The sequence below is a fragment of the Streptomyces sp. NBC_00554 genome (assembly GCF_041431135.1).
Lineage (GTDB): Bacteria > Actinomycetota > Actinomycetes > Streptomycetales > Streptomycetaceae > Streptomyces.
In genome coordinates this window covers 2,280,991-2,293,310 of sequence record NZ_CP107799.1, presented here as the reverse complement: position 1 = coordinate 2,293,310, position 12,320 = coordinate 2,280,991, and the positions used below count along the sequence as shown (strand labels likewise).

The 12,320-nt window shown below is 71.1% G+C and carries 9 protein-coding genes; 5 read left to right on the top strand and 4 right to left on the bottom strand.

Annotated elements, in window-relative coordinates:
• The first annotated feature begins 408 nt into the window (after positions 1–408).
• A complete protein-coding gene (locus OG266_RS10050) occupies positions 409–1,575 on the top strand; it encodes a cytochrome P450 (RefSeq protein ID WP_371544748.1) in 1,167 nt (388 codons plus the stop codon).
• On the opposite strand, the gene treY is transcribed toward OG266_RS10050, so the two are convergent.
• Together treY and glgX are read right to left on the bottom strand one after the other, a co-directional pair.
• Positions 1,535–3,937: a malto-oligosyltrehalose synthase gene (treY, locus tag OG266_RS10045; RefSeq protein ID WP_371544746.1), complete on the bottom strand. Its 2,403-nt coding sequence runs from the start codon at positions 3,935–3,937 to the stop codon at positions 1,535–1,537. The genes OG266_RS10050 and treY overlap by 41 nt on opposite strands.
• 121 nt (positions 3,938–4,058) lie before the next feature.
• The gene (gene glgX, locus OG266_RS10040; protein WP_266474024.1) at positions 4,059–6,167 is read right to left on the bottom strand and encodes a glycogen debranching protein GlgX; all 2,109 of its coding nucleotides are present in this window, start codon (positions 6,165–6,167) and stop codon (positions 4,059–4,061) included.
• 178 nt (positions 6,168–6,345) lie between these two features.
• Here glgX and OG266_RS10035 point away from each other — a divergent pair, with 178 nt between their 5' ends.
• The 4 genes from OG266_RS10035 (at position 6,346) to OG266_RS10020 (ending at position 10,747) form a co-directional block, all read left to right on the top strand.
• Positions 6,346–7,155 carry a Tat pathway signal sequence domain protein gene (locus OG266_RS10035; RefSeq protein ID WP_371544743.1) on the top strand — a complete coding sequence of 270 codons (810 nt, stop codon included), beginning with the start codon at positions 6,346–6,348 and terminating at the stop codon, positions 7,153–7,155.
• Positions 7,156–7,227: 72 nt separating this feature from the next.
• On the top strand, positions 7,228–8,547 hold the full coding sequence (locus OG266_RS10030) for a copper amine oxidase (protein WP_371544740.1): 1,320 nt from the start codon (positions 7,228–7,230) through the stop codon (positions 8,545–8,547).
• 115 nt (positions 8,548–8,662) lie between these two features.
• Positions 8,663–9,901, top strand: coding sequence for an SAV2148 family HEPN domain-containing protein (locus OG266_RS10025; RefSeq protein WP_266474019.1), 1,239 nt, complete (start codon positions 8,663–8,665; stop codon positions 9,899–9,901).
• Positions 9,902–10,015: 114 nt separating this feature from the next.
• Complete coding sequence (locus tag OG266_RS10020; protein ID WP_371544739.1) at positions 10,016–10,747, top strand: 3'-5' exonuclease; 732 nt, start codon at positions 10,016–10,018, stop codon at positions 10,745–10,747.
• Between the two features lie 6 nt (positions 10,748–10,753).
• Here the strand turns inward: OG266_RS10020 and OG266_RS10015 are convergent, their stop codons facing one another.
• Both OG266_RS10015 and OG266_RS10010 read right to left on the bottom strand, forming a co-directional pair.
• Positions 10,754–11,251 (bottom strand): YbaK/EbsC family protein, encoded by a 498-nt coding sequence (locus OG266_RS10015; RefSeq protein WP_266474014.1) that lies wholly within the window; start codon positions 11,249–11,251, stop codon positions 10,754–10,756.
• The gene (locus OG266_RS10010; protein WP_266474013.1) at positions 11,221–12,267 is read right to left on the bottom strand and encodes a DMT family transporter; all 1,047 of its coding nucleotides are present in this window, start codon (positions 12,265–12,267) and stop codon (positions 11,221–11,223) included. Before OG266_RS10010 ends, OG266_RS10015 begins: the two co-directional genes overlap by 31 nt.
• Positions 12,268–12,320 lie beyond the last annotated feature (53 nt).

Below are 12,320 nucleotides of genomic sequence, written 5' to 3'. Positions count from 1 at the left end.
CGCCCCGCCCTCGGAGCGTCCGGAACGTCTCGCCGACCGCCTCGGATGCATGCCTCGGCCTCGCGCGGAGCGGTGCCGCGACCGCCGGTGCCGCGAGGAGGCGTCTGCGTCACCCGTACGGGTGTACGAGGCCTGCGGTCCGGGCGTCGCGGTGGTCGGCTGGGACCAACCGCGCGCGGGTCCAGCGCGCAGACCCGAGGCGGGAGGCCGGCGGTGCTGTGTCCTCACGGTCTTCCCGGCGAAGGCGCACCGGCGTCCATACCGACGGGACCGCCGCGGTTTTCGACTCCGGGTGCCCTCCTGGATGACGGACCCGCATCTGGGAGCCTTCGGCCGGCGGAGGCGTCTCCACTGTTGAGCCCGTGGCCGGGGGATCCCTCCGAGCCGCTGAGTCAGTGGCCGGAGAGCATGGCCGCGCTGCCGAGTCCGCTGCCCCGGACCGGCCCCGGCTCGGCGACACGGACGGGACCGCCGGCGGAGAACCGCCCGTCGCCCCCGAGCCTCCTCGCCCCCGGCACCGAGCGCGACCCCTACCCGCTGTACCGCGTCCTGCGCGAGCGCCATCCCCTCGTGTACGACGAGCCGTTCGGCGCCTGGCTGGTCAGCAGGTACGCCGATGTGCGCGCCGCGCTCGCGGACCCGCGGCTCGTCGCCGTGCCGCCCGGACGCACCCTGGCCCACCTGGAGGGCCCTACGCACAGCGCGCACCGGGCCGTGGTCTCCCCGGCGTTCCGGGGAGCCGCGCTGACCGCCCTGACCGCCGGTGTCGCCCGCACGGCGTACGTCCTCGCCCGCCGTCTCGCCGGCCGCCAGGAGGCCGATCTCGTCGCCGAGTTCTGCGAATGGCTGCCCACCGCGGCGGCCGTCGCCGCGCTCGGGCTGCCGTACGAGGAGACCGCGCGCGTGCACGCCTGGTGCCGCACGGGACTCGACCATCTCGGCGGCCACCACCCCGACCTCGACACCTTCCTGCGGCCGTACATCGCCCGCCGCCGCGCCCACCCGGGCACCGATCTGCTGTCGGCGCTGTGCACGGCGCGGGCCGACGGGCGACCGCTGTCCGACGAGGCCGTCATCGGCCTTTCGGGGTCCCTCCTCGGTGCGGGCGGCGAGGCGACCGCCCGGGGCCTGGCGTCGTTCCTCGCCAACCTCCTCGATCACCCGGGCCAGTTGGGGATCGTCCGCCTCCGTCCCGCGCTGACGGCCGACGCCTGGGCCGAGTCGCTGCGCCGCGATCCGCCGCTGCACATCGTGCTGCGGCGGGCCGTCGAGCCGGTCGGCGCGATACCCGTGGGCGCCACCGTGGCGTGTCTGGTGGGTTCCGCGGGCCGTGACCCCGCACGGTTCGCCGACCCGGACCGCTACGACGCCTTCCGCACCGACCCCGGGCAGCTCGCGTACGGCTCCGGACGGCACTTGTGCCCCGGTGCCCTGCTCGCCCGGCTCACCGCCGAACACGGCCTGCGCGCCCTCCTGACGGTCCTGCCGGACCTCCGGTGGGTCCCGGGCTTCCGGCCCACCCCGGAGGGCCTGATCAGCCGCTCACCGCGGAGCCTTGCGGTGCGCCTTCGCTGACCCGCTCGAGCAGCACCACGGGCAACCGCTCGAAAAGCTCCGCCACGCGCGCGTGCCCCGTGAACTCCCGCCCCGGGGTGAGCACATCGCCCCACCGTCCCTCGGGAAGCGGGAGCAGGGTGTCGCGCCAGCCGCCCGCCTCCGCAAGCCGCAGCGACAGCCGGGTGACTGCCGTGACCACCTCACCGGAGCGTACGAACGCCACACAGTGCGCGGCGCCGGGGCCCTGTGCCGTCAGCGGCCCGTACGTCGCCGGGTCGCCGAAGACGGCGGGGCGCCGCCCGCGCAGCCGCAGGGCCCCCGTGGTCAGCGCGGACTTCGCCGACTCCTGCTCCAGAGGTGCGAACGGCCGCCGGTTGTCCGGGTCCACCAGCGCCAGGTACTCGCCCTCGGTGCCCTGGTAGACGTCCGGTACCCCAGGCATCGTCAGGTGGACCAGAGCGGCCCCCAGGACGTTCGCCCGCACATGCGGCGCCAGGGCGGCCCGGAAGTCGGCCACGCGCCGCCCTGGCGCCCCGCAGGGCCCCGCCGCGACGAACGCCGCCACCGCGTCCTCGTAGGCGGGATCCTGCTCGGTCCAGGCGGTGTGCAGTCCGGCCTCCCGGATGTGCTTCAGCAGGGCCCCCTGGACCCGCTCCGGGTCGGCCGGGCCGAGCCCGAACACCGTCTGCCACGCGGCCCACGCCACCTGCGGGTCGGGCACGCCCGCGCCCTCGCGGGTCACCTCGGCCAGGACGTCGGCCCACTGCCCGGGGCACTCGGTGAGCACGGAGAGGGCGGCACGTACGTCGGCGCTGCGTTTCGTGTCGTGGGTGGACAGGGCGGTTCCGGTGGCGGGCCAGTCGCGCTGCACGCGCGCGCAGTAGGCGTGGAAGTCCTCCGGGGACACGGCCGGGCTCCCGGGGTTCCCGCCCACCTCGTTCGCCGACAGCTGGGGCACATAGCGGTAGAACGCCGTGTCCTCCACGGACTTGGCCCGCAGCGCGGACGAGGTCTGTGCGAACCGGGCTCGGAACTCCGCGTGCCCGGGCCCGTCACCGGCCCGCCCGAGCACCAGGTCCCGTACGACGTCCACGGCGTGCGCCTCCTCGGGCACCGTGAAGACCGCCCGGGCCTCGGCGGCGGCCTCCTCGGTGACCACCAGGGCGGCGTCGGAGGAGGGGTAGGGCCGGTACACCTCAAGGCGTACGAGGAGTTCGCGCAGCGCGGTGCCCAGCGCCCAGGGGGCGTGGTCGCGCAGCGCGGGGTCCGGGGAGGCCGTGCACAGGCGGCTCGCCACGCGCGTGAGGCGGTCGACCTCCGTGGCCAGTTCGTGCGTGACCACCTTGTACGCCGCCCGGCGCACCGTCGCCTCCCAGTGGCCGCCCCGGTCGCTCTGAGGGGCTGCGAAACGCCGGTACTGGCCGAGGAGTTCGCCCGCGCCCGCGGGGTCCGCGAAGAGGCCGTCCACCTGCCGCAGCGCGTCGTAGCCGGTGGTGCCCGCGACGGGCCACGCGGCGGGCAGCGGCTCGCCGTCCGCGAGGATCTTCTCGACCACCGTCCAACGCCCGCCGGTCGCCTCGTGCAGGTGGCGCAGATATGTGTCCGGGTCCGCGAGCCCGTCCGGGTGGTCGATGCGCAGCCCCTCGACCACGCCGTCGTCGAGCAGTTCCAGGATCTTCGCGTGGGTCGCCGCGAACACCTCCGGGTCCTCGACGCGCAGCCCGATCAGCTCCGAAATGCTGAAGAACCGGCGGTAGTTGAGCTCGGTCCTGGCCAGCCGCCACCACGCCGGGCGGTACCACTGCGCGTCGAGCAGCTGCGGCAGCGGCAGCTTCTCGGTGCCCTCGCGCAGCGGGAACACCTGGTCGTAGTAGCGCAGTACGTCGCCGTCCACCTTCAGATGGCCGAGCTCCGCGCCGAGCCTGCCCCCGAGCACCGGCAGCAGCAGTTGTCCTCCCTGGGCGTCCCAGTCGATGTCGAACCACCGCGCGTAGGGCGACTCGGGGCCCTCGCGCAGCACCTCCCACAGGGGGCGGTTGTGCCGCGGGGTCATGGCCATGTGGTTCGGCACGATGTCCACGACCAGCCCAAGACCGTGTTCCCGCGCGGTGCGCGCCAGGGAGCGCAGCCCGTCCTCCCCGCCCAGTTCGCCCCGTACGCGCGCGTGGTCCACCACGTCGTAGCCGTGCGTCGAGCCCGGGACCGCCTCCAGGACGGGGGACAGGTGCAGATGAGAGACGCCGAGCGAGGCCAGATACGGCACGGCCGCCTCGGCCGCCCCGAAGGGGAACTCCGGCTGGAGCTGCAACCGGTACGTGGCGGTCGGCACGGCGGGAACCACGGGCTCGGGAGTCACCGGTTCTGGACGCTCAGGTGTCATGGGAACCTACGTACCCGCCCTGCCGCCTTTCGTGTCATCGACGCCTGCAAACGGGCACGCGCGCGTGGAGCGAGGGACCCTCTACGCGCGCGTGCACCACGGGAAACGGCTGACGCATCGCCTAGGCGGGCCGCTGCAACACCGTCATGCTCCGGTCGACCAGGGACAGCCGGTCCCCGGCCTCGACCTTCGCGCCCGTTCCCGGCGCCACTCCCTCCGGGCGTGCCGTGTCGACGATCACCTGCCACTGGCGTCCGTGATTGACCGGCACCACGAACTCCAGGGGCCCCGGCGAGGCGTTGAACATCAGCAGGAAGGAGTCGTCGGAGATGCGCTCCCCGCGCGGGCCCGGCTCGGAGATCGCGTTGCCGTTGAGGAAGACGGACAGGGCGCGTGCCGTCGCCGAGCCCCAGTCGCGCTGGGTCATCTCCTGGCCCTCCGGGGTGAACCACGCGATGTCGGACAACTCGTCGTGGGTGCCCTGGACGGGACGCCCGTGGAAGAACCTGCGACGCCGGAAGACCGGGTGGTCTCGGCGGAGCCACACCATCGCGCGGGTGAACTCGAGGAGCTCGCCGTCCTCCTCCGGCCACGGCACCCAGGACACCTCGCTGTCCTGGCAGTACCCGTTGTTGTTGCCACCCTGGGTACGCGCGAACTCGTCGCCGTGGCTGAGCATCGGCACGCCCTGGGAGAGCATCAGCGTCGCGATGTAGTTGCGCCTCTGACGCCCGCGCAGGGCCAGGACCGACTCGTCGTCCGTCTCGCCCTCGACACCGCAGTTCCAGGACCGGTTGTGGCTCTCGCCGTCGCGGTTGTCCTCGCCGTTGGCGTCGTTGTGCTTGTTGTTGTACGAGACGAGGTCGTTCAGCGTGAAGCCGTCGTGACACGTCACGAAGTTGATCGAGGCGAGGGGGCGGCGGCCGTCGTCCTGGTAGAGGTCGGAGGAGCCCGTCAGACGGGACGCGAACTCCGCCAGCGTGCGCGGCTCGCCCCGCCACATGTCCCGTACGGTGTCGCGGTACTTGCCGTTCCACTCGGTCCACAGGGGCGGGAAGTTGCCCACCTGGTAGCCGCCCTCGCCGACGTCCCAGGGCTCGGCGATCAGCTTCACCTGGGAGACCACCGGGTCCTGCTGCACCAGGTCGAAGAACGACGACAGCCGGTCCACCTCGTGGAACTGCCTCGCCAGGGTGGCCGCGAGGTCGAAGCGGAATCCGTCGACGTGCATCTCGGTGACCCAGTAGCGCAGCGAGTCCATGATCAGCTGGAGCACGTGCGGGGAGCGCATCAGCAGGGAGTTGCCGGTCCCCGTGGTGTCCGTGTAGTAGCGCTGGTCCTCCGAGAGGCGGTAGTACGAGGCGTTGTCGAGGCCTCTGAAGGACAGCGTCGGACCCAGGTGGTTGCCCTCGGCCGTGTGGTTGTAGACGACGTCCAGGATGACCTCGATCCCGGCCTCGTGCAGGGCCCGGACCGCCGACTTGAACTCCAGGACCTGCTGTCCGCGGTCGCCCCAGGAGGCGTACGCGTTGTGCGGGGCGAAGAAGCCGATCGTGTTGTAGCCCCAGTAGTTGTTCAGGCCCATCTCCACCAGACGGTGGTCGTTCACGAACTGGTGCACGGGCATCAGTTCCAGCGCGGTGACGCCCAGTTTGGTCAGGTGTTCGATGATCGCCGGGTGGGCGAGCGCCGCGTAGGTGCCGCGCAGTTCCTCGGGCAGCTCCGGGTGCTGCATCGTGAGGCCCTTCACATGGGCCTCGTAGAGCACCGTGTGGTGGTACTCGGTGCGTGGCGGCCGGTCGTCGCCCCAGTCGAAGTACGGGTTGACCACGACCGACGTCATGGTGTGCGGCGCCGAGTCCAGGTCGTTGCGCTTGTCGGGCTCACCGAAGTGGTAGCCGTACACCTCCTCGCCCCACTCCACCGCACCGCTGATCGCGCGCGCGTACGGATCGAGCAGCAGCTTCGCGGAGTTGGTGCGCTGGCCGCGGCCGGGCGCGTACGGCCCGTGCGCGCGGAAGCCGTAGCGCTGCCCGGGCATGATTCCGGGCAGATAGGCGTGGCGTACGAACGCGTCGCTCTCCCGCAGTTCCACCGCGGTCTCCGAGCCGTCGTCGTGCAGCAGACACAGCTCTATACGGGCGGCGGCCTCCGAGAAGACCGCGAAATTGGTACCGGCACCGTCGTACGTGGCACCGAGTGGATATGCCTCTCCAGGCCAGACCTGCATGGATACGACTCTTCCAGTTGTGCCGTGCCCCTGGGGGCTGCTCCGGGCCGAGTCTCCCCGAAAGTGAGGGAACCTCCTATGACTTACGTCCCTCTTACCCAATGACCAGGCATACGTCGTATGCCGAACCAGTGGGGCTCGAACACTCCTAGACGGATCCGGGGGAGTAGGGGGAAATGTGCGCAACATAGTGCACCGCCATCTGGGCAAGGTGGTGGCGGGTGCCGCCATCGCGGTTGCCGGGACGGCCGTGATGATCGGTATCACTCTGCCGGGCTCCGCGGGGGCCGACGACTCGGGCGGAGCCAAGGGAAGCGGCGGGACCTCTCAGGAGGCGGGCCAGCAGGGGCAGGCGGCGGCCGAACCCGGCGTGGTCGAGGAGGCGCCGGCCGAAGGCGACAAGGGCAAGGGCCGCGACCCGCTGACCGACGACGAGACCGAGCGGGTCGAACAGATCGCGCTCAACCGGCAGCTGCGCAATTCCGCCGAGGACGTCGAAGGGGACCGCGGCCCGCAGCGGATCGGCGTCGACCTCGCCGAGCCGGACGCGGACGAACTGGACGACCCGAACGCGCCACGCCGCGCCGAGGTCCGGTTCTACGACTACAAGGACGACGCGCTCGTCACCAAGACCGTCAACCTGGACACCGGGAAGGTCGAGCGGACCGACACCCAGCACGGTGTCCAGCCGCCCATCAGCCGCGACGAGATGACCGAAGCCGCGCAGCTGCTCATCGCCGACCCGCTCGGCGCGGGCCTCAGGGCCGACTACAAGGACGCCACGGGGAAGGAACTCACCTCGCCGGATCAGCTGATCCTCAACAGCATGGTCTACCGCGCGGCCTCGGGCGCCCAGCCCGCCACGCTCGCGGACTGCGGCACGCACCGCTGCGTACGGCTCTTCCCCAAGGTGAAGAACGGGCCGTGGATCGACAGCCGTGACGTGGTGATCGACCTGAGCACCCGCAAGGTCGGCAAGCTCGGTTAGCCGGCGCCGCCCGCTCTCGGTTCACTTCTCCAACTCACTCACTTCTCTGCTTTCGCAAGGAGTCTCTTCGTCATGCGCGTGAACAAAAACAGCCGTGCCCGCAGCCGGGCGGCGGTGGGCCTCTCGGTGGCCGCACTGACCGTGGGCGCGGCGACGTCCGCGGGGCCGGCGGTCGCCCAGCCCAAGGCCGCTCCCGCGGCGGCCCCCGCCTGCAGCGCGGACTTCCGGATCGAGCAGAAGCTCTCCACCGGCACCACCTGGCGGATGTGCTGGCACTACGAGAGCGAGGCCGGGCTCGTCCTGGAGGACATCTCGTACCAGCCCAAGGGTGAGGCCACCCCCATCAAGGTCCTCACCAGCGCCAAGCTCGCCCAGATCCACGTCCCCTACGACGACGGCCAGGCCGAGTACGACGACCTCACCGGCGCCGGTTTCGGGCAGGGGCTGATGGATCTGGCCCCGGGCGAGTGTCCCGGCGGCACCATCAAGAAGGTCAAGATCCCCAACGCCTGGAACCCGGACCGCCCCACCGCCAACGGCCTGTGCACCACGACCCGCACGCGCGGCCACGCCTACCGCATGCAGGGCGACACGGCGAACAAGGTCTATCAGACCCAGGGCAAGGACCTGCTGATCTACACCGTCAACCAGGTCGGCTGGTACGAGTACATCACCGAGTGGCGCTTCCAGGACGACGGCACCGTCAACATGAACGTCGGCGCCACCGGCAGCCTCTCGCCCGGTGACTACGACGCGGGCGACGGTCGCGGCTGGCCGATCGGCAAGGGCGCCAAGTCCTACGCCACCAGCCACAGCCACAACGTCTTCTGGAAGCTCAACTTCGGCCTGGACGGCTCCTCCAGGAGCACCGTCGAGCAGTACGACTCCAAGGTCAGCCCGCCCGCCAACGGCAACGAGGGGCCGACCAACAAGACCACCCGCACCAAGATCACCAAGGAGCTCGCGGGCGACGCCAAGAACATGCGCTGGTGGCGCGTCGTCAGCAGGGTCGGAAAGAACAAGGACGAGCACGCGCGTAGTTACGAGATCGTCCCGGGCGCCACCACCAAGTACCCGGGCCGCAGCTTCACCAAGCACGACATCTACTTCACCGAGTACAAGAGGTGCGAACAGTTCGCCAGCAACAACCCGATCAACTGCGGTACCGGAGCCGGTAATTCCGTCGACAAGTGGGTCAACGGGCAGTCGCTCGCCCACCCCGTCGTCTGGGTCAACGTCGGCTTCCACCACATCGCGCGCGACGAGGACCAGCAGCCCATGCCGGTCCACTGGCAGGGCTTCTCCATCGCCCCGCGCGACGTCACGGCTATGAATCCGCTCACTCCGCCCGCGCTCGCCGATCAGAACGGGCAAGCGCAAAACGGTAGTTGAGAAACGACCTGTCCATCGGGCTGCACCGCCGACCGCTCCCGGAGTACCCTTCCTTGATCGTTGAGTGGGGGCTTGCTCCACGCAAGAGCTCGGGGGAGCGGAAGGCGGTGCACGGGTGGGCTCGGGAGGGCTGGAGTTGCCTCCTGGTGACGAGGGTCACGAGGGGAACTCCACAGATGTCCCACCCGGCGCGGTGTCCCTGGCGCGGCCGATGGAAATGGGATCTATTGGACCGGAGTTGGACTGGGGCGCCGACGCCTGGCGCGAGGTGCGTACGCGCGCCCAGCGAGCCGGGCGCGCCTACATCTGGCTGAACCTGGTCGAGCAGCGGCTGCGCGCGGTCGTGGCCGCTGTTCTCCGTCCCATCTACGAACCCGTCCACGGCGACGAATGGGTGGTCGCCGCCGCCGGACCCGCCGGACAGGAGTGGGTGCAGCGCGCGGTCGCCGTACGCGAAGTCAGCCGCCGCAAGGGGTACTTGCTCGACCCCGCCGATGACAACGTGCTCAGTTTCCTGACCCTGCCGCAGCTGCGCGAGCTGATGGTGCAGCACTGGCCGTGCTTCGAGCCCTACTTCGACGAGCGCCGCGACGTCGAACTCGCCCTGGACGAACTGGAAGTCACCCGGAACGTCGTCTCGCGCAACCGGGCGCTGTCCGAGGCGGTCCTCGCGCAGGCCGAGCGTGCCGCGTCGAAACTCCTGGAGATACTCGGCGCCGGCAGCGACGTGCCCTCCGCGCGCAGACTGCCCGTCGACGCCGTCGAGAACCTGGTCGGCGACCGGTACGCGGACGTGGTCGGCGTGCACTCCGACCGGGTGCGGCTGCTGCGGCAGTTCCCCGCCGAGGACCTGTTCGGCGGCGCCCGCCGTCTCGACGCCATCGGCATCGGCCTGAACCTGCTGGTGCAGAACTTCTCCGGGCGGCGGCTCGTGCGGCTCGCCGAGTCGGGCTGCCGGGTGCGGCTGCTGTTCCTGAACCCCGCCTCCAGTGCGGTGAAGCGGCGCGAGCGGGAACTCGGCATAAAGCGCGGCGAGTTGAGCCGCGCCGTGGAGATGAACATCCTGCATATGCGGCGGGTGCGGTCCAAGCTGCGCGACCCGGGCGCCTTCGAGATCCAGGTCTACGACGAGACACCCCGCTTCACCGCGTACCTCGTGGACGGGGACGGCTCGGACGGCATCGCGGTCGTGCAGTCCTATCTGCGCCGGACGCGCGGCATGGAGGCGCCGGTGCTGGTGCTGCGCGGCGGTGGCCGGGTGGTCAAACCGGACGAGGTCGACGAAGAGGGGCTTTTCTCCACATACCGCGAGGAGTTCGAGGTGGCCTGGGCGGATTCACGGCCGGTGTCCTGATGCTCCCGGCACGCTGAGGACCGGGGGAAGCGGAATGCGGCCCTCGGATTGTCAGTGGTGCATGGGATCGTGGAGACCACTGGGGGAAAGCACCACGAGAAAGGGGGGCCGCCCATGGGCTGGCACCGGGAGCTGCTGATCGGCTTCGACCTGGAGACGACCGGGACGGATCCGCGCGAGGCGCGCATCGTCACGGGTGCCGTGATCGAGGTCAAGGATTCAGAGCCCATAGGGCGCCGTGAGTGGCTGGCCGATCCGGGCGTGGAGATTCCGGCGGACGCGGTGGCGGTGCACGGGATCTCGAACGAACGGGCGGCCGCCGAGGGCAAGCCCGCCGATCAGGTGGCCGACGCGATCGCGGGGGTCCTCGTCGCGTACTGGAAGACGGGCGTGCCCGTCGTCGCCTACAACGCGGCCTTCGACCTGACCCTGCTCTCCGCGGAGCTGCGGCGGTACGGTCTGCCGTCGCTGCGCGACCGGCTGGGCGGCGTGGATCCGGCGCCCGTCATCGACCCGTACACGATCGACCGCTCCGTGGACCGCTACCGCCGCGGCAAGCGCAACCTGGAAGCGGTCTGCACGGAGTACGGGGTGTCTCTGGACACCGCCCACGACGCCTCGGCCGACGCGCTCGCCGCGGCCAAGCTGGCCTGTGCGATAGCCGACCGCCACCCGAAGGTCGCGGCCCTCGGCCCGGCGGAGCTGCACCGCCGGCAGATCGAGTGGTACGCCGAGTGGGCCGCCGACTTCCAGAGCTTCCTGCGTCGCAAGGGCGAGACGGACGCGGTGGTGGACGGCACGTGGCCCTTGCGGGAGTTGGCGGACGAGCCGGTTCCGACGGACTGAGCGGCGTCACGCCGGCGCCGGGCTCGCAATGTGCGCGACCCGCGGCCGGGCGAGTTCGGCGTAGGCGGGGCCCGAGATGACCAGGGAGCGGTCCAGGCGGGCGGCGTTGAAGTACAGCCGCGGCTGTGCGACTACGTCCGGGTCGGCAACGAGTTCGAGGTCGGGGTCGAAGCTGAACGGGAGGACGCTGCCGGGGACGGCCCGGGCCAGGCGCTGCGCGGTCTCCGCGTCGCTGAAACCGACATAGCGGGCCGCGAAGAGTGTCCGTACGGCGTCCAGGTCCACCCGCCGGTCTCCGGGGACGACCGCGAGCACATGACGTGTGGTGCGGCGGTCGACCTTGACCCGCAGGACGATGCACTTGGCGGCCTGGGAGACGGGGTGTCCGCGCAGCGCGCTGACGGTGTCGGTGGCGCCCTCGGGTTCGTGGTCGATGAGGCGGTAGTCGACGGAGGAGGTGTCGAGGAGGGAGATCAGCTGCCGGTAAGTGTCGTCGTCGGGCATGGGGTGTCCTTTTCGAGGCGATGAGCTGTGGCGCTTTCAAGGCGTTGAGCTGTAGCGCTGCGAGCCTCGGTGCCCTGCGCCGTCGCGGCGGTGACGGCGGTTTCGCCGGTCCGCATGGGCTCGGCGGCGCTGCGATGGGCCCGTTCCACGGACTGGCCCCAGTAGGTGCCGCCGACCATCAGGGCCGCGCCGAGGCCGGTGAGCCAGGTGAGGTGTTCGCCGCCGAGGGTGATGCCCACCGCGGCGGCCCAGATCGGTTCGGTGCCAAGGAGCAGGCTGGCCCGGCTGGCCGAAGTGCGCTGCACGGCCCACGTCTGGGCGAGGAACGCGAACACGCTGCAGAACAGGGCGAGATAGACGAGCTGCGCCCAGGTCGCGGTGTCGGCGTGGGCCAGCGTCGGCAGGTCGTGCGCGGCCGGTGCCAGGAACAGGGCCGAGCCGACGAGGGTCTGCACCGCCGTCAGGTGCAGCGGGCGTATCGACCGGCGTGCGGTGAGCCGTCCGACGAGCACGACATGCACCGCCCGCACCAGCGCGGCGACGAGCATCAGCAGGTCGCCGAGACGGAGACCGTGGAAGCCGTTGCCGGACATCAGGAGTCCGACCGCCAGGACACACACCCCGGCGGCGGCGAAGAACACGGGAGGCAGCCCGCCGCGCCGGCCGGCGCGGTCGAGGAGCGGGGTGAGCACGATGGTCAGGCTGATGATCAGCCCGGCATTGGCGGCGCTGGTGTGCGCGACACCGTACGTCTCCACGACGAGGACGGCGGCCTGGGTGACCCCCAGCGGCACCCCGGCCCGGATCTCGTCACGGGTCCACCGGCGCGCGCCCCGGGGTCCGCCCCGGCGGGCGGCGACGAGGCCGAGGCAGGCGAGCGCGGAGAACGCGTACCGCACGAACAGGACGACCAGAACGGGCAGGGCGGAAGTGGCCGTCTGGGCGGACAGATAGCTGGAACCCCAGACGAGCGCGACAAGGAGGAGTACCAGATCGGTACGGCGGGTGTCGGACACCTGCCTACGGTGCACCGCGGGCGTCACTGAAGCCCAGAGCCACCTTCTAAAAC